The 22676-nt window shown below is 66.0% G+C and carries 18 protein-coding genes and 1 tRNA gene; 14 read left to right on the top strand and 5 right to left on the bottom strand.

Annotated features, from left to right (window positions below; all coding sequences use genetic code 11):
• Positions 1 to 32: 32 nt before the first annotated feature.
• Together DNX69_RS10005 and DNX69_RS10000 are read left to right on the top strand one after the other, a co-directional pair.
• Positions 33 to 2207 (top strand): PQQ-dependent dehydrogenase, methanol/ethanol family, encoded by a 2175-nt coding sequence (locus DNX69_RS10005; protein WP_110785828.1) that lies wholly within the window; start codon positions 33 to 35, stop codon positions 2205 to 2207.
• Between the two features lie 180 nt (positions 2208 to 2387).
• On the top strand, positions 2388 to 5090 hold the full coding sequence (locus DNX69_RS10000; protein WP_110785827.1) for a PAS domain S-box protein: 2703 nt from the start codon (positions 2388 to 2390) through the stop codon (positions 5088 to 5090).
• A gap of 25 nt (positions 5091 to 5115) precedes the next feature.
• Here the strand turns inward: DNX69_RS10000 and DNX69_RS09995 are convergent, their stop codons facing one another.
• Entirely contained in the window at positions 5116 to 5466 is a 351-nt protein-coding gene (locus DNX69_RS09995; RefSeq protein WP_110785826.1) for a GrlR family regulatory protein, read from the bottom strand.
• Positions 5467 to 5644: 178 nt separating this feature from the next.
• Positions 5645 to 5721: transfer RNA gene (locus tag DNX69_RS09990), tRNA-Arg, on the bottom strand.
• 193 nt (positions 5722 to 5914) lie between these two features.
• Here DNX69_RS09990 and DNX69_RS09985 point away from each other — a divergent pair.
• Positions 5915 to 6361 (top strand): hypothetical protein, encoded by a 447-nt coding sequence (locus DNX69_RS09985; protein ID WP_110785825.1) that lies wholly within the window; start codon positions 5915 to 5917, stop codon positions 6359 to 6361.
• 60 nt (positions 6362 to 6421) lie between these two features.
• On the opposite strand, the gene DNX69_RS09980 is transcribed toward DNX69_RS09985, so the two are convergent.
• Positions 6422 to 7330, bottom strand: a complete 909-nt coding sequence (locus tag DNX69_RS09980; protein WP_110785824.1) for a PhzF family phenazine biosynthesis protein — start codon at positions 7328 to 7330, stop codon at positions 6422 to 6424.
• Between the two features lie 151 nt (positions 7331 to 7481).
• Between DNX69_RS09980 and DNX69_RS09975 the strand changes: the two genes are divergently transcribed.
• The gene (locus DNX69_RS09975; RefSeq protein ID WP_110785823.1) at positions 7482 to 8357 is read left to right on the top strand and encodes a DMT family transporter; all 876 of its coding nucleotides are present in this window, start codon (positions 7482 to 7484) and stop codon (positions 8355 to 8357) included.
• 95 nt (positions 8358 to 8452) lie between these two features.
• Here DNX69_RS09975 and DNX69_RS09970 read toward each other — a convergent pair whose 3' ends face one another.
• Positions 8453 to 8794 (bottom strand): histone, encoded by a 342-nt coding sequence (locus DNX69_RS09970; protein WP_110785822.1) that lies wholly within the window; start codon positions 8792 to 8794, stop codon positions 8453 to 8455.
• Positions 8795 to 8872: 78 nt separating this feature from the next.
• The gene (locus DNX69_RS09965) at positions 8873 to 10324 is read right to left on the bottom strand and encodes a cryptochrome/photolyase family protein (protein ID WP_110785821.1); all 1452 of its coding nucleotides are present in this window, start codon (positions 10322 to 10324) and stop codon (positions 8873 to 8875) included.
• A gap of 118 nt (positions 10325 to 10442) precedes the next feature.
• Here DNX69_RS09965 and DNX69_RS09960 point away from each other — a divergent pair, with 118 nt between their 5' ends.
• The 10 genes from DNX69_RS09960 (at position 10443) to DNX69_RS09915 (ending at position 22666) form a co-directional block, all read left to right on the top strand.
• Positions 10443 to 10841 carry a DUF2177 family protein gene (locus DNX69_RS09960; RefSeq protein WP_110786061.1) on the top strand — a complete coding sequence of 133 codons (399 nt, stop codon included), beginning with the start codon at positions 10443 to 10445 and terminating at the stop codon, positions 10839 to 10841.
• 292 nt (positions 10842 to 11133) lie between these two features.
• Positions 11134 to 11709, top strand: coding sequence for a hypothetical protein (locus DNX69_RS09955; protein WP_110785820.1), 576 nt, complete (start codon positions 11134 to 11136; stop codon positions 11707 to 11709).
• Between the two features lie 368 nt (positions 11710 to 12077).
• Positions 12078 to 14093, top strand: coding sequence for an acetyl-CoA carboxylase biotin carboxylase subunit (locus DNX69_RS09950; RefSeq protein ID WP_110785819.1), 2016 nt, complete (start codon positions 12078 to 12080; stop codon positions 14091 to 14093).
• Positions 14094 to 14100: 7 nt separating this feature from the next.
• Positions 14101 to 14970: an isocitrate lyase/PEP mutase family protein gene (locus DNX69_RS09945; protein ID WP_110785818.1), complete on the top strand. Its 870-nt coding sequence runs from the start codon at positions 14101 to 14103 to the stop codon at positions 14968 to 14970.
• Positions 14967 to 15266 carry an acylphosphatase gene (locus DNX69_RS09940; protein WP_110785817.1) on the top strand — a complete coding sequence of 100 codons (300 nt, stop codon included), beginning with the start codon at positions 14967 to 14969 and terminating at the stop codon, positions 15264 to 15266. The genes DNX69_RS09945 and DNX69_RS09940 overlap by 4 nt, the downstream gene beginning before the upstream one ends.
• A gap of 550 nt (positions 15267 to 15816) precedes the next feature.
• Positions 15817 to 16788: an ABC transporter permease gene (locus DNX69_RS09935; RefSeq protein ID WP_110785816.1), complete on the top strand. Its 972-nt coding sequence runs from the start codon at positions 15817 to 15819 to the stop codon at positions 16786 to 16788.
• Between the two features lie 65 nt (positions 16789 to 16853).
• Complete coding sequence (locus DNX69_RS09930) at positions 16854 to 17870, top strand: sugar ABC transporter substrate-binding protein (protein WP_234826911.1); 1017 nt, start codon at positions 16854 to 16856, stop codon at positions 17868 to 17870.
• A gap of 97 nt (positions 17871 to 17967) precedes the next feature.
• Positions 17968 to 20085, top strand: coding sequence for an ABC transporter permease (locus DNX69_RS09925; RefSeq protein ID WP_110785815.1), 2118 nt, complete (start codon positions 17968 to 17970; stop codon positions 20083 to 20085).
• Positions 20082 to 21173, top strand: coding sequence for a hypothetical protein (locus DNX69_RS09920; protein ID WP_110785814.1), 1092 nt, complete (start codon positions 20082 to 20084; stop codon positions 21171 to 21173). The genes DNX69_RS09925 and DNX69_RS09920 overlap by 4 nt, the downstream gene beginning before the upstream one ends.
• Positions 21170 to 22666, top strand: coding sequence for a sugar ABC transporter ATP-binding protein (locus DNX69_RS09915; protein WP_110785813.1), 1497 nt, complete (start codon positions 21170 to 21172; stop codon positions 22664 to 22666). The genes DNX69_RS09920 and DNX69_RS09915 overlap by 4 nt, the downstream gene beginning before the upstream one ends.
• The last annotated feature ends 10 nt before the right edge of the window (positions 22667 to 22676 follow it).

Raw genomic sequence — 22676 nt, 5'->3', positions numbered from 1 at the left:
GCCCGGCAAGAGGCCGAGTAGGGAGCGAATGCATGAGGAAGCCTGCTGACGCGGTGCGGACTGCGCACCGACCTGTCCATCAATCCGCAACACGATTAGTTGCGAAGCGGCTCGGCGCCGCGGCGCTGATGGCCGCGTTGCTGTCGCCGGCGGTGGCCGCCGCGCAAGATGCCAAGGGCTCCGCCGCGCATATCCGCGCGGTCACCGGCGCGGTCGACCGTGCCGCGATCATCGCCAATGCCAAGACCACCAAGGACTGGCCGAGCTACGGCCTCGACTATGCCGAGACCCGCTTCAGCAAGCTCGACCAGATCAACACCGACAACGTCAAACAGCTCGGCCTGCAATGGAGCTACAGCCTCGGCTCCGAGCGCGGCGTCGAAGCGACGCCTGTGGTGGTCGACGGCATCATGTACGTCACGGCGTCCTGGAGCGTCGTGCATGCGGTCGACACCCGCACCGGCAAGAAGCTGTGGACCTTCGATCCCAAGGTCGATCGCTCGAAAGGCTATCGCGGCTGCTGCGACGTCGTGAACCGCGGCGTCGCGCTGTACAAGGGCAAGGTGTTCGTCGGCGCCTATGACGGCCGGCTGATCGCGCTCGATGCCGCCACCGGGCAGAAGGCGTGGGAGATCGACACGCTGATCGACCACGAACATTCCTACACCATCACCGGCGCGCCGCGGGTGTTCAACGGCAAGGTGGTGATCGGCAATGGCGGCGCCGAATACGGCGCGCGTGGCTACGTCACCGCTTATGATGCGGAGACCGGCAAGCAGGCGTGGCGCTGGTTCACGGTGCCGGGCGATCCGAGCAAGCCGTTCGAAGACGAGTCGATGGAGAAGGCCGCCAAGACCTGGGACCCGGCCGGCAAATGGTGGGTCAATGGCGGCGGCGGCACCGCGTGGGACACCATCACGTTCGATCCCGATCTCAACCTGATCTATGTCGGCACCGGCAACGGCTCGCCATGGAATCGGAACCTGCGCAGCCCGGCGGGCGGCGACAATCTGTATCTGGCGTCGATCGTCGCGCTGAATGCCGACACTGGCAAATACGTCTGGCACTATCAGGAGACACCCGGCGACAATTGGGACTACACCTCGACCCAGCCGATGATCCTGGCGGACCTGACGATCGACGGCAAGCCGCGCAAGGTGATCCTGCACGCGCCGAAGAACGGCTTCTTCTTCGTGATCGACCGCACCGACGGCAAGTTCATCTCGGCGAAGAACTTCGTCGATGTGAACTGGGCGACCGGCTACGACGCCAATGGACGTCCGATCGAAAATCCAGAGGCACGCTCGGCGGACAAGTCGTTCGACGCGATCCCGGGGCCGTATGGTGCCCACAATTGGCACCCGATGTCGTTCAATCCGCAGACCGGCCTCGTGTACCTGCCGGCGCAAGGCGTGCCGGTCAACCTCACCGGCGAGAAGGCGCTGACCCAGAACAAGATGGAGCCGTTCAAGTTCGGCTCGACCACCGGCTGGAACGTCGGCTTCACGCTGAACGCGGTGCCGCCGAAGAACCTGCCGTTCGGGCGCCTCGTGGCGTGGGACCCGGTGCAGCAGAAGGAAGCGTGGCGCGCCGACTACGTCTCGCCGTGGAACGGCGGCACGCTGACTACGGCCGGCAACCTCGTGTTCCAGGGCACGGCTGACGGTCGCCTGGTGGCCTACAACGCCAAGTCCGGCGAGAAGCTGTGGGAGAGCCCGCTCGGCACTGGCGCGGTGGCGGCGCCGGCCACCTACATGGTCGACGGCGTGCAATACGTCTCGATCGCGGTCGGCTGGGGCGGTGTGTTCGGCATCAGCGCCCGCGCCACCGAGACCGAGACGCCGGGCACGGTGTACACCTTCGCGGTCGGCGGCAAGGCTAAGATGCCGGAATTTGCCAAGTACCAGATGGGCAATCTGCTCACCGGCATCGAATACGATCCGAAGGACGTGGCAGAGGGGACCGCGATCTATGTCGCCGCCTGCGCCACCTGCCACGGCGTGCCCGGCGTCGACCGCGGCGGCAACGTCAAGAACCTCGGCTACTCCACCACCGACCGGATCGCGCACCTGAAGGACATCGTGTTCAAGGGGCCGTTCCGCGACAAGGGTATGCCGGACTTCACCGGCAAGCTAACCGAGGCGGACGTGGTCAAGATCCAGGCCTTTATCCAAGGCACCGCGGACGCGATCCGGCCGAAGAAATAGCGGCTGGCGACCGCCGCCGCCCGGTTCGTCCATGGCGGCGTCGGCCAAAGCCTGAACAGCGGTCCCGGCAGCCGGCGCTGCCGGGACCCCTTCGGCGATTGTTGCCGGCGCACCGACGCTGTACTCTTGGCGGTACAAGTGTGGGACGATCGCGCCCGCACAGGAGCCGGTCTCGTCCGCATGCCAAACGCTGTTTCATCGTTCATCCAGAGCGTCAGGACGCGTACGCTCTCGATCGGACAGATGACGTTCGGCAGCTTTCTGTTGCTGCTGACGATCATCGCCGCCACCTCGATCGGCAGTGTGGTGGCGATCCGGCATATCGACCGCACCTTCGGCGAATTGCAGCGGCTGCAGAGCGTCGGCGACCTCGCCGAAGAGATCGAACGGCGGATGAGCGATCTCCGCTTCGCCGCCCGTCAGGCGGTGACCGAGCCCGGGGCGCAGCCCGCCAGCAAGGTGTTCACCGCCGCGTCCGCGCTCACCGAATTATTGAAGAAGACCCGTCTGGAGCTGGCGCCGGACCAGCAAGAGATGCTCGACGGCGTCACCGAACGCTTGACCAACTATCGCGACGGCCTGCAGCGCATCACCGAACTGATGCAGCGCCGCGGCGAATTGGTGGCCAAGATCCCGGCGCTGCGTGAGAGCTTCGAGGCGGCGGTGGCCGGCCTGTCCGACCGTAAGATCGCCGGCGAGCTGCATGCGGCGCAGACCAAGGTGGTGGCGGCTTTGCTGTCGCGCGACCTGATGGGGGCGAGCGATGCCGCAAGGCGGATGCGGGCGCTGCCGATCGGCGATGCCGGCGTGGCCGGATCGGTTCGCGACTACGCCGAGGGGATCGCCGCGACGGCGGCTCTGGAGCAGGAGATCGCTGATCTCGACCGCGATGTGCTCGGCACCGAGGGGCGGCTGATCGGCAAGGTCACCGAGCTGCTGCGCGATGCCGCCGCCCGCCGCGGCCGGGTGCTGTCGCGCGATCTTGCCCGCACGCTGGCCGAAGACAAGTGGCAGAGCATCGTGCTCGGCATCGCCGGCGTGCTGGTCGGCTGGATGGCGGCCGCCTTCGTGGTCCGCCGTACCGTCGGGCCGCTGACGGCGATCACCCGGGCGATCCGGTCGCTGGCGGCCGGTCAGCAATACACCGCGATCCCGGCGACCGACGTGAAGAACGAGATCGGCGACATCGCCCGCGCCGCCGAAGTGTTCCGCCGCACGCTGGTCGAGGCCGACACAGCCCGCGAGGCCGCGGTGCGGGCGCTCGCCGAGCAGCGGCTCGCCGAAGAAAGCTATCGCAAGCTGTTCGAAGGCTCGATCGACGGCATCTATGTCACCACGCCGGACGGCGCGCTGCTCAACGCCAATCCGGCGCTGGCGCGGATGATGGGCTACGACGGCCCGGCCGAACTGATCCGCGCCACTGCCGACGTCACCACCACGATCTACCTCGATCCGGCCAAGCGTCTGGAATATCGGGAGCTGATGCAGCGCGACGGCATGGTGCGCGAATTCGAGTATCAGGCGCGCAAGCGTAGCGGCGAGGTGCTGTGGCTGTCAGACAGCGCCGGGGCGGTCCGCGACGAGGCCGGCAACGTGATCCGCTACGAAGGCGCGGTGCGCGACATCACCGATCAGAAGCGCGCCGAGCAGGCGGTCGCCGAGAGCCGGCTGCTGCTGCAGCAGGTGATCGACACCGTTCCGGCGGTGATCAACGTCAAGGATACCGAGCTGCGCTACGTGCTGATGAACCGCTATATGGCGGGCGTGTTCGGCATCGATCCGCGCGAGGCGATCGGCCACACCACAGCCGAGCTGATGTCGCGGTTCGGCTCGCACAAGACAGACGCCAACGACAAGCGCGTGCTGGAGACCGGCGAGGGGCTGGGCTTCTACGAGGAGGAGTACCGCGACGCCATTGGCGCGGTGCGGCAATGGCTGGTCAACAAGATGCCGCTGAAGGACGCCGACGGCCAGATCGAGCGCATCGTCACGGTGGCGCTGGACATCGGCGAACGCAAGCGCGGCGAACTCGAGATGCGCCAGGCCAAGGACGCGGCCGAAGCGGCGCTGCGCAACCTTCGCGAGACCCAGCAGTCGCTGATCGAGGCGGAAAAGCTCGCCGCGCTCGGCCGGCTGGTCGCCGGCGTCGCCCACGAGGTCAACAATCCGGTCGGCATCAGCCTGACGGTGGCCTCCGCGCTGGAGCGCAAGGCCGCGGTGTTTGCCACCGAGGTCGCCCGCGGCGAGCTGAAGCGCTCGCGCCTCAACGAGTTTCTGGAGACGACGCGCGATGCTTCGGCGCAGCTCGTCGCCAATCTCAACCGCGCCGCCGAGTTGATCCAGTCGTTCAAGCAGGTCGCGGCCGACCGCAACTACTCCGATCAGCGTCTGTTCGATCTCGGCGACCTCACCGAGCAGGTGGTGATGAGCCTGCGGCCCGGCCTGCGTAAACACAATCTGACGCTCAACGTCGAGTGCCAGCCCGGGTTGATGATGAATTCCTATCCGGGCCCTTACGGCCAGGTGCTGACCAATCTGTTTTTGAATTCGGTGGCGCACGCGTTCCCGAACGGCCGCGCCGGCACAGTCGAGATCAAGGTGCGCGCGGCCGGCAACGATCACGTCGTGGTGGCGTATTCCGACGACGGCTGCGGCATGAGCCTCGACGTTCGCCGCCGTGCGTTCGATCCGTTCTTCACCACGCGGCGCGATCAGGGCGGAACCGGCCTCGGCCTGCACATCGTCTACAATATCGTCACCAACCGGCTCGGGGGCCGGCTCGAGCTCGACTCCGAGCCCGGCAACGGCACTCGTATCCTGATGACGCTGCCGCGGATCGCGCCGCAGGAGCGTGCCGAATTGTCGGCGGCCTCGGCGTCATAGGCTGCCTGCGGGAAGGGGCTGGGCGTCAGTCCGCGTCGGCGAGCCGCCGCAGCGTCGCGCGAAAGATCTGACTGGATTTGCCGACCAGCGCGGTGCCGTTCATCACCGCAGCGTTGCCGGTGGAGGTGCCGCTGACGCCGATTCCGACCGGCTCTTTCTGGCCGCCGAACAGCGGATTGGCGTCCGGGCTTGGGGTGTGCTGGGTGACGGTGACCTCGCCCTTGAAGCTGTCGCCGTCGCTGACATAGGTGCCGACATAGAACAGATAGGCGTCGCCGCCGAGGATCTTGCCGTCGCGAAACAGCACCACGCCGCTGCCCTTGCCGGACCGGCCGTCGAGCAGGTCGACGTGGATCGAATACAGCCCGTTTTGCATCGCACCCCCCAGCCGCGCCCCGGCCGATCGCTCTGTCGCATCGAGCGCAGTAAGTTTATGCCAAGGCGCCGGACGCCGCGTCAACGCGACCGGGTGCGGCGGATCGGAACGGGCACTGATGGCCTGATGAACCTTCGGGGATCAGTCGTCACCCCTTGGCCTCCGTCCGTAATACGAATGGCGCGCTCGGAAGGATTCGAACCTCCGACCCTCGGAATCGAAATCCGATGCTCTATCCAGCTGAGCTACGAGCGCGGGGGCCGGGGGAGCGTGCCCCCGGCGGGCCTTCCGAATACCCCACTTTTGCAGGCGCTTACAAGGGGGAGGGGGACGTCCCATGATTTTGCCGGAATGTGCACATTAACGTCGCGCAAACCAAACTCGGCCAAAGTGCCGGTGCCGGCGGTTGCCGGCCTGCTCCCTTGTCGCCACGGGTTTCGAACGAACCATGCGCCCGCTGTTCTCGTTGCTGCTGTTGCCGCTGATTTTGCTGGCGTCGCCGGCGCGTGCCGACCTCCATATCAGGCGGGATCACGGCGGCTATGTCGAGGAATACAAGGCCAAGTACCAGCGCATCCGCGACCGCCACGAGCGGGTGATCATCGACGGCATCTGCAATTCGGCCTGTACCCTGGTGTTCGGGATCGTGCCGCTCAACAAGATCTGCGTCACCCCGCGCGCCAGCCTCGGCTTCCACCAGGCCTATTACGACAAGGCCTTCACCTTCGGTATCAAGGTCACCAGCCTCGAGGGCACCTCGGAGTTGATGTCGTATTATCCGCGTCCGGTTAAGGACTGGCTGGCCCGCCACGGCGGCCTGACCACCGAGATGAAGAAGATCAAGAACGGCGTCGATCTGTGGAAGATCGTCGATCCGTGCCCGGAAGACTATTGAGCGTGCCGGCCGCCTGAACCGGGTTCCTCGGCGCGCGCACTTCGTCCGGCAGCACAAACCTCACTTCAGGTCGATCGTTCCTGACATCACCGCGACGCAGTGCCCGCCGATCGCCGTCGCGATGACCTCGCCACCGCGCTTCTCGGCGCTCGCGAACAGCACGCTCGGCCGCCCCATTTCGAAGCCCTGCAGGATGATCTTCGACAGCCTCAGATCGGCTTCCTGCCGCAGCTTCGCCAATAGGCCGATCAGTGCGACGTTGGCGCTGCCGGTCGCAGGATCTTCGGGGATCTTGTTCAGCGGCGCGAACATCCGCGCGCGGATGTCGATCCCATCCTCGCCGGTTTGCGCGTAGAGCAGGAGCTTCGACGTCGCGTAGCCGGCGATGCGGTCGGCAAACACGTCGGCCCGCGGGCTAGCGGCGGCGAGCGCAGCTCGGCTCTTCACCTCCGCGATGATGAAGCCGGTGCCGCAGGACGCGATGCAGGGCCGGTGGTTGGCCGTCTCGATGTCGCCGACGCTCATCGAGCAGGCCGCGGCCACGACGTCGGGCGCGACCTCGTCGGCCAGCGAGAGGCGTTGCGGCGACGTCAGACGCGCCCCACTGACCGCGCCGCCGTCCTCGAGTAGTTCGATCGGCACCAGCCCGGCTTTCTCTTCGAACACGACACGATTGCCGGAGATGTCGCGGCCGTAGCTCTGCCCGATCCGGGCCAGCACGAAGGCGGTGCCGACATTCGGATGGCCGGCGAACGGCAGCTCGCCATTGGGCGTGAAGATCCGAACCTGCGCGGTGTGTGCGGGATTCTGCGGCGGCAGCACGAAGGTGGTTTCCGACAGATTGAACTCGCCGGCGATCGCCTGCATCTGCGCGGTCGACAGGCCTTCCGCATTGAGCACGACGGCCAGCGGATTGCCGCTGAACTGCTCGGAGGTGAACACGTCGACGGTTTCGAACTGCAGGCGCATGGCGGCTCCGGAAACGACGAACGCGCTCAGCGGGAAGGGCGGCGCGTCGGATGATGACGATCCCTGCTGGTCGCGGCGCTTGCGGCATGGCATGGACGTGGCGCCATCGGGCGCTTGCCCGTCACCATACGATCGGGCCCCCGGGGAGACAATGAAACCTCACGCAGAGCATCTGGCCGGTCGCGCCGCGCCCGCCGTGTTCGTCGTGCTGTGGAGCACCGGCTTCGTCGGCACCAAATATGCGCTGAGCGGTGCGGAGCCGCTGACCTACCTGTCGATCCGGATGATCGGGGTGGTGTCGCTGCTCGCGGTGATCGCCGCGATCGCGCGGCCGCGCTGGCCGAGCCTCGCCGGCGTCGGCCACAGCATCGTCGCCGGCCTCCTGGTGCACGGGGTGTATCTCGGCGGCACCTCGATCGCGATCGCGCATTCGGTGCCGGCGGGCCTGTCGGCCTTGATCCCCGGGCTGCAGCCGATCCTGACCTCGACGCTGGCCAATCGCTGGCTCGGCGAGCGCGTCGCGCCGCTGCAATGGCTGGGGCTGGGCCTCGGTCTCGGCGGCACGCTCTTGATCCTGCACGGCCGCAGCCTGACCGGCGACGTCGGCTGGGGCTGGCTCGCCTCGGCCTGTTCGCTGATCGGCATCACCATCGGCACGCTGTACCAGAAGCGGTTCTGCAGCGGCATCGACTGGCGCGCCGGGAACATCATCCAGTTCCTGGCCGCGCTGGCCCTGTTAGCGGTCGGCGCCGCGCTTTTCGAGACCCGGGTCGTGAGCTGGACCGTTGAGTTCGTCCTGGCGGTGGGCTGGCTGGTGGTGGTGTTGTCGATCGGCTCGATCGGGCTGCTGTACTGGCTGATCCGGCATTCGGCCGCGACCTCGGTGGCGAGCCTGTTCTACCTCGTCCCCGGCGTGACCGCCCTGATGGCCTATGTGCTGTTCGGCGAGACGCTGGATGCGGTTTCGATCGTCGGCATGGTGATCTGCGCAGCGGCGGTGTTTCTGGTCAACCGGGCCAAGGCGTAGCTGGGCGACGGCTACGCCGCTCCGGCTTTGCAGACAGCAAAAAGCCTCCGGCGCATTGCTCCGGAGGCTTTCGCTGGCCGACGCGAATGAAGCGATCAGCGCTTGGATTTCTTGGCTTTCTTCGCCTTCTTCGGCGCCGCCTTCTTGGTCTTCTTCACGGTTTTCTTGGTTGCCTTTTTGGCGGCCTTCTTGGCTTTCTTCGGGGCCTTTTTGGCGGCTTTCTTGGCCGCCTTGGCGGCCTTTTTCGGGGGCTTCTTCGGAGCTTTCTTGGCGGCCTTCTTGGTCGTCTTCTTCGCCGCCTTCTTGGCGCCGGTCTTCACCTTCTTGGCGACTTTCTTAGCCGCCTTGCGCGCCTTCTTGACGGCGGTCTTGGCCGCGTCGGCGACCTCGTTGATCACGTCGCCCATCTGATCGAGAATTGGCTTGTCGTCGTCCATGTTGATCCCCCAGGGGTTTGCAGATAACCCCGACGATAGCCGATTCGCGAAATTAGTAACGCTGCTAAGCGGAGTTGTTCAACGCTGACGCAGTTCGGCATAGGCCGAAAGAGCGCGCTGGCGGCCGGCTTTGTGGTCGATGATCGGCTGCGGGTAGTTGCCGCCGAGCTCGACGCCGGCGGCGGCGAGTTCGATCGGCGTCGCGGTCCACGGCTGGTGGATCAGATTGTCGGGCAGGCCGGCCAGTTCGGGGATCCAGCGCCTTATGTATGCGCCGCCCGCGTCGAATTTCTCGCTTTGCAGCACCGGATTGAACACCCGGAAATACGGCGCCGCATCCGCGCCGCAGCCCGCCACCCACTGCCAATTGCCGGGATTGCTGCCGAAGTCAGCGTCGACCAGCGTGTCCCAGAACCATTGTTCGCCGAGCCGCCAGTCGATCAGCAGGTGCTTGACCAGGAACGAGGCCACCACCATGCGGACGCGATTATGCATCGTGCCGGAATGCCACAGCTCACGCATCCCGGCATCGACGATCGGATAGCCGGTGCGGCCGCGCTGCCAGGCGCTCAGCGCCGTCTCGTCGCTCTGCCACGGGAAGGCGTCGAACGCTGGTTGCAGATTGCGGCTCGCAAGATCCGGATGCTCGGCGAGCAGGTGCCGGCAGAACTCCCGCCAGCCGATTTCGCTCAGGAATTTGTCGATGTCGGGCGCGATCGCGGGCCGCTCGGCGGCGGCAAAGCGCGCCGCGTACCAGACCTGGCGCGGGCTGATTTCGCCGAAGCGCAGATGCGGCGACAGGCCGGAGGTGACGTGCCGATCCGGATAGTCGCGGCCCTCGGCATAGCCGGGCTGCTTAGCAAGGAAACCGGCGAGCCGGGTTTGCGCTGCGGCTTCCCCCGGCGTCCAGGTGGCGCGGAGACCGCCAGCCCAGTCCGGCGTCGTCGGCTCCAACCGCCAGTCGCTGAGCTGTTCGCTCGGCAGCGCCGGCGCCGGCCGTAGCGTGGTCGGGCGGGGCAGGGGCTGCGGCGGGTCGCCGAGGCTGAGTACACGCCGCCAGAACGGGGTGAACACCCGCATGCCACGGCCGTCCTTGCTGCGGATCGCGTTCGGCGCCACCAGCGTATCGCCGCGATGGCGGTGATACGCGATGCCCGCCATGGTGAGGGCGTCGGCCAGCGCATCGGCGACGGCGCGATGCGGGGCGATCTCGATCTCGTTCCAATGCACCGCCGCTGCATCGCTCTGCTGTGCGATCTCGGCGAGCACCGCCGCCGCCGGCCCACGTCGCAGGACCAATGCTGCGCCCAGCGCGCGCAGCTCGGAGCTCAGCGCGCGCAGCGATTGCGTCAGCCACCACCGCGCCGCTGCTCCGATCGGCCGGAGGCCCTCACTCTCCTCGTCGAGCACATAGACGCACAGCACCGGAGCGCCGGATTCCGTGGCGGCATGCAGCGCCGGATGATCGGCGAGGCGGAGGTCGTCACGAAACCAGACGACGACAGGGCGAGTTTCGGCCGTGGTCAGCACGTTGGCTCATCCTCGATCCGGGCTGCGATCCTGCACCGACTTTTCGCCGGGTCTGCAACCATCGACGCGGCGCCGCGTATTTGACAGGATACACTTGGCTTTTGTTCAGGAGGACGATTTGAAGCGATACGGTGTGCTCTATCTGGCAACATTCATTGTCCTGATTCCGCTCGACTTTCTGTTCCTCGGCACGATCGCCAAGAGCTTCTTCCAGTCGCAGGTCGGGGAGATGCTCGGGGAAGTGAGGCTACCGCCGGCTGTGCTGTTTTACCTGCTCTACGTCGTCGGCATTATCATCTTCGTCAACGGGTCGGCGCAGGCGACCTGGCAATCCACGTTGTTGTACGGGGCGCTGTTCGGCTTCTTCTGTTACTCGACCTTCGAGCTGACCTCGCTGGCGCTGCTGAAGCACTGGACCTGGCCGGTGGTCGCCGTCGACATCTCCTGGGGAGTGTTCGTCACGGCGGTGTCGGGCACGCTCGGCCTCCTGCTCGCCGACTGGTGGTCTCCGCGCTGACCGAGTGCAGACCGCCCGACGCTTGAAACGCTGAAGAGTGGGTGAACGACCGGTGCGGCCAAATGGCCGCCCGGCAAAGTCGCTTTGCCTCAACTTCGCCGCCACTGCGCCTAATCGCCGCCGGAGCGTCCTGCAAATTGAGCCGACGAGACCGCTGCTGCGACAAATCGGCAACCCTGTTTCGAAACATCGTGGGTAATTCCGATCGAGTCGGGCGCAGGGGCGAAGTCTTAACCAAGCGTTTACGCCAGCGTGGAAATGCTGGCTCAGAGCCAGAAAACGAGTGAAAGCAATGACTGCCGTCGCCACCGCCGACCTGATCGGCATCGACCCTCTCAACGTTTCGGATCGTTATACCGCCGCGCAGGCGCTCGGGGTCGTACGGGATGGGATCATCACCGGCGAAGGCCCGACCACCGGCGGTCGGGTCCACTTCTCCCGAACGATCGACGCCGCCGACACCGCCTGGTGCATGCGCATCCTGACGGCCTCTGCGGTCGATAATCAGCCGATCAGCCGGGCCGAGGCCGAAGCGCTGTTCGAGATCAACGATGCCGCTGCCGAGCGCGTCGACGGCGGCCGGTTCGATGACCTGTTCGCCAAGGCGGTGGCGCATCACGCCGCAGCCGCATCGGGTCTTCCAGTTCCGGCCCGCAGCGTCGCGCTGTCGCCTGACGTGGCGATCGAGTCCTGGGCTCCGACCCAGGCGGTCGGCGTCAACACCGAGGTGCTGGAGTGGATCTCGCGCCAGATGCGGAGCACGCGGCGCAGCAATCACACCCTGATGCGGCTGGTGGCGACCCTGGTCGGCGTCGCGACCCTGCCGCTGATCACGCAGGTGCCGCAGATTTTCGATCTCGGCGTCTGATCGATTCAATTCAGGCGGCAATCCGGCGGCGGGGGAGGTGTTCCCCGCCGCTTTTGTTTGCGCGCGCCGGGGCGGCGGCCGCCGCCGCCGAAACAGTTCAACTCGGACGGCGGAATCCGCCGTTAGGCCGCTGGAAAAGCACGGAATTCGGTTGCAGAGCGGGCATTTTTGCGCGACAGCGGACGCATGCTTGCGGATGTCGCGGCGGCCGGTGCGGGCGCTACCTTTGATTTAAACGGTCGCTGCGCGGGCCCCCTGCGCAATATCTAGTTTTCCGCGGCGACAGAATTGTTACAAGCACACCCGCAATGCCCCGTCGCTGCCCCGCCCGGGACAGCAGAACCACCCAAGGTTGCAAGAAAAAGAGCATGTTCAAACGAATTCTGATCGCCAACCGCGGCGAGATCGCCTGCCGGGTCATCAAGACCGCGCGCCGTATGGGTATCGAGACGGTCGCCGTCTATTCGGAGGCGGACCGCGACGCGCTGCACGTCGAAATGGCCGACGAGGCGGTGCTGATTGGACCGCCGGCAGCGGCGGAGAGCTATCTGGTGATCGAGAAGATCGTCGAGGCCTGCAAGAAGACCGGCGCAGAGGCGGTGCACCCGGGCTACGGCTTCCTGTCCGAGCGTGAGGCGTTCGCCAAGGCGCTGGCCGAGGCCGGCATCGTGTTCATCGGTCCGAACCCCGGCGCGATCGCCGCGATGGGCGACAAAATCGAGTCGAAGAAGGCCGCCGCCCAGGCCAAGGTCTCGACCGTGCCGGGCTTCCTCGGGGTGATCGAGGACGACAAGCATGCGGTGAAGATCGCCGACGAGATCGGCTATCCGGTGATGATCAAGGCCTCCGCCGGCGGTGGCGGCAAGGGCATGCGCATCGCGCATTCGACCGCCGAGGTCGCCGAAGGCTTCAACCTCGCCAAGGCTGAGGCGAAGGCGTCGTTCGGCGACGACCGGGTCTTCATCGAGAAGTTCATCGTCGACCCGCGCCACATCGAAATCCAGGTGCTCGGCGACAAGCACGGCAACGTCATCTATCTCGGCGAGCGTGAGTGCTCGATCCAGCGCCGCAATCAGAAGGTGATCGAGGAAGCGCCGTCGCCGCTGCTCGACGAAGTCACTCGCCGCAAGATGGGCGAGCAGGCGGTCGCGCTGGCCAAGGCCGTGAACTACGACAGCGCCGGCACCGTCGAGTTCGTGGCCGGCCAGGACAAGAGCTTCTACTTCCTCGAAATGAACACCCGCCTGCAGGTCGAACACCCGGTCACCGAAATGGTCACCGGCATCGACTTGGTCGAGCAGATGATCCGTGTGGCGGCCGGCGAGAAGCTGGCGCTGGCGCAGAAGGACGTCACGCTGAAGGGCTGGGCGGTCGAAAGCCGCGTCTATGCGGAAGATCCGTTCCGCAACTTCCTGCCGTCGATCGGCCGCCTGGTGAAGTACCGTCCGCCGGCCGAGAGCGCGGCCTCGGGCATCACGGTGCGCAACGACACCGGCGTGCAGGAGGGCGGCGAGATCTCGATGTTCTACGACCCGATGATCGCCAAGCTGGTGACGCACGGGCCGTCGCGCGCCGCAGCGATCGAGGCGCAGGCCCATGCGCTCGACGCGTTCTACGTCGACGGCATTCGCCACAACATTCCGTTCCTGTCGGCGCTGATGACGCATCCGCGCTGGCGCGAGGGCAACCTGTCGACCGGCTTCATCGCCGAAGAGTTTCCGCAAGGTTTCCACCCGCGGGTGCCGGAGGGCGAAGTCGCCCGCCGCATCGCTGCGGTCGGCGCGGCGATCGACCGGGTGATCGGCGAACGCAAGCGCAAGATCTCGGGTCAGATGATCGGCCGCGCGGTGATCCGCGAGCGCCGCCGCTGCGTCTGGCTGGAGCGCAGCGAAGTGCCGCTCGACGTGATCCGCGAGGGCGAGGCGTTCGTCGTCCGTTTCGCCAACCCCGACGGTTCGCTCGGTCAGCCGCATCAATTGCTGTCGTCCTGGATGCCGGGCGATCCGGTCTGGGAAGGCACCATCGACGGCCGTCCGGTGGCGGTGCAGGTCCGCTCGATCCCGAACGGCTTCAAGCTGGCGCATCACGGCTACGAGGTGTCGGTCAACGTCTTCACCGAGCGCGAAGCGGCTGCCGCGCGCTGGATGAAGGAAGTCGACAAGGCCGACACCGGCAAGAAGGTGCTGTGCCCGATGCCGGGCCTGATCGTGTCGATCGCGGTCACCGAAGGCCAGGAAGTCAAGGCCGGCGAGACGCTCGCCGTGGTCGAGGCGATGAAGATGCAGAACGTGCTGCGCGCTGAACGCGACGGCACCGTCAAGAAGATCCACGCCTCTGCCGGAGCGACGCTCGCGGTCGACGCGATGATCCTCGAATTCGCGTAACACCGCCGTGGCTTGGCGCGACCGCCGCGGTGCATTACGGGCGATCCTCGCAGGATCGGCCTGCGTGCGCCCGGCGTCGGTGTACGACGCGATCTCGATCCGGATCGCCGACGACCTCGGCTTTCCGTTCGGCATGTTCGGCGGCTCGGTGGCGTCGCTGGCGATCCTCGGCGACCCGGACATCGCGCTGATCACGCTGACCGAACTCGCCGAACAGGTGCGGCGCATGAGCCGCGCCGCCGCGCTGCCGGTGGTGGTCGATGCCGACCACGGCTACGGCAATGCGCTCAACGTCCGCCGCACGGTCGAAGAGCTCGAAGCGGCAGGCGCCGCCGGCCTCACCATCGAGGACACGCTGCTGCCGCAGGCCTACGGCGAGGCCAAGCCGCAGTTGGTGTCGCGCGAAGAGGGGCTCGGCAAGATCACGGCCGCGCTCGACGCGCGGCGCGACCCCAACCTCGTCATTATCGGCCGCACCGGCGCCTGTTCGATCACCTCGCTCGACGACGCGATCGAACGCGCGCTGGCCTACGAGGCCGCCGGCGTCGACGCGCTGTTCTTCACCGGCGTGAAGAACCGTGCCCAACTCGAAGCGATCAGCGCCGCCACGACGCTGCCGCTGGCGCTCGGCAGTCCGCCAGCCGAGCTCGGCGATTTCGATCATCTTGCGGAGAGACGCGTTCGCATCGCGGTGCAGGGCCACGCGCCGATCGCGGCTGCGACCGAGGCCGTGTTCAAAACGCTCTCGGCGATCAAGGTCGGGGCGACACCCAAGCAGTTGAGCGGTCTTGCGGGCGCCGACCTGATGGACAAGGTGACGCGCGGCGATGTCGTCGCCGAACGGTGCGAACATTTCCTCGGCGTGAAACGCCGATGACCGAAATCATTCGGCAAGTGACGATCCGCGGTCGGGTGCAGGGCGTCGGCTATCGGGCTTGGCTGGCGATGACCGCGCAAGCCAGCGGCCTGGACGGCTGGGTCCGCAACCGTCGCGACGGCAGCGTCGAGGCGGTGCTGGCCGGCAGCGAGCCGATCGTCCGCGACATGATCGCCGCCTGCCACCGCGGCCCCTCGGCCGCGCGCGTCGAGGCGGTGCTAGTGGAAGACGCGGGCGCCATCCTTCTGGCGCAACGTGCGCCGGGCGAGCGGTTTTCGATTTTGCCGATCGTGTAGCTGGCGAAGGCTGCTGCCTCGCAGACCCGGCTTCGCTCTGTCAGTCACGTCTATCTACGTCATGCCCGGCCTTGTGCCGGGCATCCACGCCTTGCTGTCGGAAACGCGGAAAAGGCGTGGATGGCCGGGACGAACCCGGCCATGACGACGTTTGTCTAACTATCAGATCTGATATCAAGATCTGGATCTCCGTCATTCGAGCCAACGGGTCGGCGCGAAGCGTCGCCCGATGACAGGCTCCGCGAAGCAATCCAGACTCCGAGCGCCGCGGCTGGATTGCGTCGTCGCTGCGCTCTTCGCAATGACGGGGCGAAGTCTTGCCTCATGCCGCTTCGCGCGTCAGTCCAAAGGTCGGCTTAGATCGTGTTGCGCCTGTCATTCGTCGCGTGCTGCCAACCTATGATTGTTACTGACCACTTCATCGCGCAACGCGCATTCGCGTCGTCAGTGCAGTGCACAAACGCGCTGGCTGTTCGTGAACCGGATTTCGTCTTGCAATTAGTAAAAGGACGGGGGAGGATCGCGTAACTAAAAAGACGTAAGGCTAGGGATGGCGCTCAGTCGGGTTAGTCAGCAGGGCATCGTGCTCGGCATCTTTGCTGTCATGTTTGCAGCATTCGTCGTGTTTCTGCCGGGTTTCTTCACCACCGCGAATATGCTGACGCTGCTGCAGAACGTGTCGGTTCTCGGTATCCTCGGTCTGGCAATGGCGATCGTGGTGATCGGTCGCGGCATCGATATCTCCCTCATCGCCGTGCTCGCAGTGCCGCCGGGGTTGGTGCTGCAGATGGTGCAGGACGGCAGCTCGCTGCCGGTCGCGCTTTCGGTGGCCCTGTTGCTCGCGGTCGCGTTCGGCGTGTTCAACGGCTGGCTGATCGCTTACGCCGAAGTTCCGGCGCTGTTCACGACGCTGGCGAGCGGATTGTTTCTCGCGGGCTTCGGTCAGGCGGCGCTGTTCAGCCTCGACGTCGTGCAATGGAGCCCCGGCATGCAGGGCTTCGAATGGCTCGGGCAGGGGCGGCTGCTCGGCGTGCCGCTGCCGATTATCTTGTTCGGGCTCGCCTGCCTGTTGGTCGCCTTCCTGCTGCGCAGTACACGGCCTGGTGCCTACATTTATGCGGTCGGCGACAATCCGAACACCGCGCGCGTCACCGGCATTCCGACCCGCCCGATCATCGTGCTGCAATACGTGCTGGCGGCGCTGATCGGCTGCTTCGCCGGCCTGGTGATGGCGTCGTCGGTCAACAGCATGCCGACCCGCATCTTCAACTCGACGATGATCTACGACGTCATCCTGGTCGTGGTGCTCGGCGGCATCGGCCTGTCGGGCGGCCGCGGCGGCGTGCTCAACGTGGTGATCGGCACGCTCCTGATCGGCACCATGCTCAACGGCATGACGATCATGGACGTGTCGTATTCGGGGCAGAATCTGGTGAAGGGCGTCGTGCTGCTGATCGCGGTGATCGCCGACTCCTTCCTCAACCCGCGCAACGAGGAGACCGCCCAGCAGGGCGATATCTAGCAAACCAGCAAAAGCCACGGCGAGCAACGCCGGGCGACAAGACCAACGACCAAGGGAGGGTGACCATGTCGGTTCAACTGAGACGCGTCGCGGCGCGACTGATTTTCGCGGCGGTGGCGGCGATGGCGTTGCCCGCACGCGCGCAGCAGGGGCTCGACGAGCCGTTCCAGGGGCCGTTCAAGGCGGCGCTGGCCGGCAAGACCGTCGCCTACATTCCGGTGGCGATGAACTTCGACCTCACGGAAGGCTGGTTCGCCGGCGTCAAGCGCGAGCTCGAGCCGTTCGGCATGAAGGTGGTCGTGCGTGATCCGAATTGGAGCACCAGCGCGGGCGCTCAGGCGCTGACCACGCTGATTTCGGAGAAGCCGGCGGTGATCATCGTGCACAATCCCGATGTGCAGACCTACGCCAAGCTGCTGCAGCGCGCCGAGAAGGAAGGCATCTTCATCATCCAGATCAACATGGGCTCGGTGTATCGCAGCTCCGCCTTCGTCGGCGCCAACTGGATCGAGGTCGGCGAGCGCGCCACCGAGGCGGTGGTGAAGGCCTGCGAGGGCAAGTCCGGCAAGGTCGCGATCATGCAGGGCGCGTTGTCGGCGGCGACTTCGGCCTACACGCTGAAGGGCGTCGAGAACGTGCTGGCCAAGCATCCGGAGATCAAGGTGGTGTCGTCGCAGGCGGCTGACTGGGATGCGGCCAAGGCCAAGGCGATCACCCAGACGGTGCTGAAGCAGAACCCGGATCTGTGCGGCATCGTCGGCTTCTGGGACGGCATGGACATCGGCACCGCCGCGGCGGTGAAGGAAGCGGGGCTCACCGGCAAGGTGTTCGTCGCGACCTCTGGCGGCGGCGAGCGCAAGGGCGCTTGCGAGCTGGTGAAGTCGGGCGCGTTCGATCTCAACCTCAGCTACGACGTGCCGACCCAGGCCGCCGACATGGCTGCGATGATCAAGTGGCTGCTGTCGTCCGGCGTCAAGCCGGGCCAGGTGAAGGGCTCGATCTACACCACGCTGATCCCGATCACCAAGGAGAACGCCGGCTCCGACATGGCCTGCTGGAATCTTAGCGACCTGAAGAAGTAACGCACGCTCTGTTCCGATCCAGGCGCCGCCCGCATCCAGCGGGCGGCTACTGCGGACGCACGCCCTGATATCGGCGACCATCCTGTCAGCGGGCCCCATGCAAGAAGCTCTCGTCAAATTCAAGTCGCGCTACTGGCCGGATCATCTGCTCGGCGAGATCCTGTCGAAGCGCTGGACCGAAACCGCGATCCCGATGATTGTGCTGATCGTGGTGGCGATCGCGCTCAGCCGCGCGATTCCGGGCTTCCTGTCGCCGGCCTCGCTCGGCGACACCGCGCGGCAGGCCGGCGAGATCGGCTTCGTCGTGCTCGGCATGGGTCTGGTGGTGATCGTCGGCGGTATCGACCTGTCGGTCGGCTCGATGTTCGCACTGTGCGATTTCTGTGCGCTGTACTGCCTCAACGTGCTGAACTGGCCGGTGCCGGCGGTGATCGTCGCCACCATTGCCTGCGGCGCGCTGCTCGGCAGCATCAACGGCATCCTGATCGGCTATCTGCGGCTGCGGGCCTTCATCACCACGCTGATCACGCTGATCATTTTTCGCTCCGCCTACGATCTGCTGCTGGTCGGCAATTCGGTCAAGATCGCCTCGTCGATGCCGGACTTTCCGGCGTGGGATTTCCTCGGCGGCGGCGATGTGTTCGGGATCCCGAGCGTCGCGCTGCTGTATGTCGTGATTGCGATCTTCGGCCACATTTTCCTGACGCGGCTGCGGCCGGGCTGGCACATCACCGCGATCGGCGGCTCGCGCCGCTCGGCTTATAATTCCGGCATCCCGGTCCGCCGCACCATTGCGCTGTGCTACGTCGCAAGCGGCGCGCTCACCGGCGTCGGCGCGCTGTTCTTCGCCGCCCGGCTCGGCACCGTCGGCGGTGACGTCGGCATCGGCCTCGAAGTCACGGTGCTGACCGCGACCGTGCTCGGTGGCATCACGCTCGGCGGCGGCAAGGGCTCGGTCGCCAAAGCGCTGGCCGGCACGCTGATCGTGCTCTTGATCACCAACGGCCTGACCACGCTGTCGGTGCGCGGCGGCTACAACCGCATGGTGCTGGCGTCGATTCTGTTGGTTGCCGCGATGATCGACATCCGCTGGCTGAAGAACCGCAACCGCATCATCAGCAAGGTCTATGTCGCACCGGCCTATCATTATCTGCCGCCGCCACCTTCGACCGAGATCGGAAAGGGCGGGCCGTTCGAGCAGAACGACAAGCTGCGCGACGTGTCGCTGATCGGCCTCGGCAGGATCGAGGCGCCCGAGGACGTCATTCTCGATCGCCACGACAACCTTTATGCCGGCTCGCGCCACGGCGACATCATGAAGTTCTACGCGCCGGACTATGAGCGGATGGAAGTCTTCGCCCATATCGGCGGCCAGCCGCTCGGCATGGCGTTCGACCGCAATGACAACCTCTACTGCTGCATCGGCGGCATGGGGCTGTATCGCATCGCGCCGGACGGCCAAGTCGAGAAAGCCACCGACGAGACCAACCGCAGCCTGTGGTCGGTCAACGACGACAGCCGGCTGCGGCTCGCCGACGACCTCGACATCGCCGACGACGGCCGCATCTTCTTCTCCGAAGCCACGGTGCGCTACGAGATGGACGAATGGCCGGTCGACGGCCTCGAAGCGCGCGGCAACGGCCGCATCATCTGCTACGACCCGAACACCAACACCACCCGCACCGTGCTGCGCGGGCTGAAATTCCCCAACGGCATCGCCATCGCCAGCGATCGGCAGTCGATCCTGTTCGCCGAGACCTTCGGCTGCTCGATCAAGCGCTACTGGTTCGACGGACCGAAGTCCGGCACCGTCGAAGTGGTGATGGACAATCTGCCCGGCTATCCGGACAACATCAATCTGGCCTCCGACGGCAATTACTGGCTGGCGCTGGTCGGGATGCGCTCGCCCGCGCTCGATCTGGCGTGGCGGATGCCGGACTTCCGCCGCCGCATGGGCAAGCGGCTGCCGGTCGACGAGTGGCTGTTCCCGAACATCAACACCGGCTGCGTCGTCAAGTTCAACGAGCAGGGTGAGATCCTGGAATCGTTCTGGGATCTCGGCGGCGTCAATCATCCGATGATCACCTCGATGCGCGAGCACCGCGGGCATCTGTATCTCGGCGGCATCGCCAATAACCGCATCGGCCGCTACAAGCTCGACGGCGCCGATCCGAACTTCGTGCAATACGACAAGCGATGGGGGAAGCAGGCATGATCCCGGCGCTTCGCGAATTCGCGCATCACTTCCTCGGCCGCGGCGAGGGCGCCATCACGGTGCCGCCGTTCGACGGCGCGCTGAAGCCGAACCAGACGCTCGAGCACGCCGAGATCGTCGCGACGCTGCCTGGCGCCGAAGATCTCGCGACAGACGGCACGTCGCTGTACGTCGCGGACGGCAACGCCGTGTTGCGGCTGGACGGTGCGGCGTTCGTCCCGGTGCGGCAGTTCGATCAGCCGCTGACCGCGCTGTGCGTCTTGCCGGATGGCCGGCTCGCGGTGGCGCTGGCTGGACGCGAGGTGCGGGTGTTCGCGCCGGGCGAGGCTGCCGATATCGCCATTACCGGCGCCGGCATGACCGCCGTTAACGCGCTGACGCCGGGCCGCAACGGCACGCTGCTCGCGACCGACGGATCGACCGAGTTGCCATATGCGGAGTGGGGCCGCGATCTGCTCAGCCGTGGCCGCAGCGGCCGGTTGCTGGCGATCGATCCGGCGTCGCGCAAGGCGGAGGTCGTTGCATCCGGCCTGCGCTACGCGTTCGGGGCTGCGTCGGCAGGCGACACCACGCTGGTCAGCGAGAGCTGGCGTCATCGCCTGATCGCGGTGAGCGGCGATGGCAAGGTCAAGCCGGTGTTCGACCATCTGCCGGTGTATCCGTCGCGACTGACGCCGGCGGCGGGCGGCGGGTTCTGGCTGACGGCGTTCACCGCGCGCACCCAACTGATCGAGTTCGTGCTTCGCGAGGCGACGTATCGCCGCCGGATGATGGCGGAGATCGATCCGGAGTTCTGGATCGTGCCGCGTCTGCGCGCCGGGCAGTCGTTCCGGGAACCGATGCAGGGCGCGCATCTGAAGACCATGGGCATCATCAAGCCGTGGGCGCCGCCGCGCGCCTACGGCCTGGTGGTGCGGCTCGGCGCCGACTGTGCGCCCCTGTATTCGCTGCACAGCCGGGTCGACGGCACCAACCACGGCGTCGTTGCCGCGGTCGAGGTCGCAGACAGCCTGTATGTGCTGGCCAAGGGACCGCGCCGGCTGCTGCGCGTCAAACGCTCCGAGGTCGAAGGCGAGACCCGCGCATGACCGAGAATGTTCTGGAATTCCGCAAGGCAACCAAGCTGTATTCCGGCGTGCCGGCGATCGAAGGCGTCGACTTTCAGCTCCGCCGCGGCGAGATCCATGCGCTGGTCGGCGAGAACGGCGCCGGCAAATCGACGCTGACCAAGGCGATGGCCGGTGTGGTGACGCTGACCTCCGGCACCATGCTGGTCGACGGCAAGGAGGTGGCACCGAAGACGCCGCTGGAAGCGCGGCATCTCGGCATCGGCATGGTGTTTCAGGAGAACAGCCTGGTGCCGACCATGACGGTGGCGCAGAATCTGTTTCTCGGACAGGAGAAGTTCTACAACCGGCTGCGCGGCATCTACATCGCCGCCCAGCAATTTTTGCAGTCGCTGAACTTCGACGTGACGCCGACCGCGACGGTCGGGATGCTCGGCGCGGCGCAGAAGCAGATGGTCGAGATCGCCCGCGCGGTGCTGCATCAGGCCAAGGTAATCATCTTCGACGAGCCGACCGCGACGCTGACGCCGGAGGAGAAGAAGTACTTCTTCGATCTGGTGCGCGACCTGAAGAAGCGCGGCGTCTCGATCGTATTCATCTCGCACGCGCTCGAAGAAGCGCTGCTGCTCGCCGACCGCATCACCGTGCTGCGCGACAGTAAGCACGTCGTCACCGACGACGCCCGCAATTTCGATCGCGACCGCATCGTCCAGGCGATGGTCGGCCGCGACCTGTCGAACACGCTGTACGGCAAGCGCAAGGCCACGGTGCGGCCGGCCGGCGAGCGGATGCTGACGATCCAGAATCTGAAGCTGGCGCCGATGGTGAAGAACAATTCGCTGTCGATCTTCGCCGGTCAGATCACCGGCGTGTTCGGCCTGGTCGGGGCAGGGCGGACCGAGACCTTCAAGATCGCCGCCGGCGTGCTGAAGCGCGACTTCTTCCACGGCGGTGAAATTCTGCTGCGCGGCGAGCCGGTGCGTTACCGCGTGCCGGCGCCGGCGGTGAAAGACGGCATCGCCTACATCACCGAGGACCGCAAGGTCGAAGGCTTCTTCGAAACGATGTCGATCGCCCGCAACGTCTATCTCGGACTGCTCGCCAAATTTCCGCGCGGCCGCTTCCTGCTGTCGCGGCGCGAGGCGCAGGCGAGCGGCGAGAGCTGGATCAAGCGGCTCAACGTCCGGGCGATCAGCACCAAGGCGAAGGTCGTAGAGTTATCGGGCGGCAATCAGCAGAAGGTGGTGATCGCGAAATCACTGGCACAGGACCCGAGTGTGGTGATCTTCGACGAGCCGACCCGCGGCGTCGACGTCGGCGCCATCGTCGAGATCCACGAACTGATCAATCGGCTTGCCGACGAGGGCAGGGCGGTGGTGGTGATCTCGTCCTACTTGCCGGAAATCCTGGCGCTGTCCGACCGCATCCTCGTGAGCCGGCAGGGCAAGGTGGTCGAGGAGTTCTCCTGTCTGGACGCGACCGAGGAGAAGATCATGTACGCGGCGATTCACTGACGCCCAACGT

The organism is Rhodopseudomonas palustris, from assembly GCF_003226555.1.
GTDB classification, from domain to species: Bacteria; Pseudomonadota; Alphaproteobacteria; order Rhizobiales; family Xanthobacteraceae; genus Rhodopseudomonas; species Rhodopseudomonas palustris_I.
Note: the sequence above shows the minus strand (reverse complement) of the source record. Positions and strands in the feature narration are given on the sequence as shown.

Coding starts and splice junctions, on each gene's coding strand:
- DNX69_RS09935 (WP_110785816.1), top strand. CDS start 15,817: ATGGCGCTCAGTCGGGTTAGTCAGCAGGGCATCGTGCTCGGCATCTTT.
- DNX69_RS09970 (WP_110785822.1), bottom strand. CDS start 8,794: ATGGACGACGACAAGCCAATTCTCGATCAGATGGGCGACGTGATCAAC.
- DNX69_RS09915 (WP_110785813.1), top strand. CDS start 21,170: ATGACCGAGAATGTTCTGGAATTCCGCAAGGCAACCAAGCTGTATTCC.
- DNX69_RS09980 (WP_110785824.1), bottom strand. CDS start 7,330: ATGCGCCTGCAGTTCGAAACCGTCGACGTGTTCACCTCCGAGCAGTTC.
- DNX69_RS09920 (WP_110785814.1), top strand. CDS start 20,082: ATGATCCCGGCGCTTCGCGAATTCGCGCATCACTTCCTCGGCCGCGGC.
- DNX69_RS10000 (WP_110785827.1), top strand. CDS start 2,388: ATGCCAAACGCTGTTTCATCGTTCATCCAGAGCGTCAGGACGCGTACG.
- DNX69_RS09955 (WP_110785820.1), top strand. CDS start 11,134: ATGACTGCCGTCGCCACCGCCGACCTGATCGGCATCGACCCTCTCAAC.
- DNX69_RS10005 (WP_110785828.1), top strand. CDS start 33: ATGAGGAAGCCTGCTGACGCGGTGCGGACTGCGCACCGACCTGTCCAT.
- DNX69_RS09985 (WP_110785825.1), top strand. CDS start 5,915: ATGCGCCCGCTGTTCTCGTTGCTGCTGTTGCCGCTGATTTTGCTGGCG.
- DNX69_RS09930 (WP_234826911.1), top strand. CDS start 16,854: ATGTCGGTTCAACTGAGACGCGTCGCGGCGCGACTGATTTTCGCGGCG.
- DNX69_RS09940 (WP_110785817.1), top strand. CDS start 14,967: ATGACCGAAATCATTCGGCAAGTGACGATCCGCGGTCGGGTGCAGGGC.
- DNX69_RS09950 (WP_110785819.1), top strand. CDS start 12,078: ATGTTCAAACGAATTCTGATCGCCAACCGCGGCGAGATCGCCTGCCGG.
- DNX69_RS09995 (WP_110785826.1), bottom strand. CDS start 5,466: ATGCAAAACGGGCTGTATTCGATCCACGTCGACCTGCTCGACGGCCGG.
- DNX69_RS09925 (WP_110785815.1), top strand. CDS start 17,968: ATGCAAGAAGCTCTCGTCAAATTCAAGTCGCGCTACTGGCCGGATCAT.
- DNX69_RS09975 (WP_110785823.1), top strand. CDS start 7,482: ATGAAACCTCACGCAGAGCATCTGGCCGGTCGCGCCGCGCCCGCCGTG.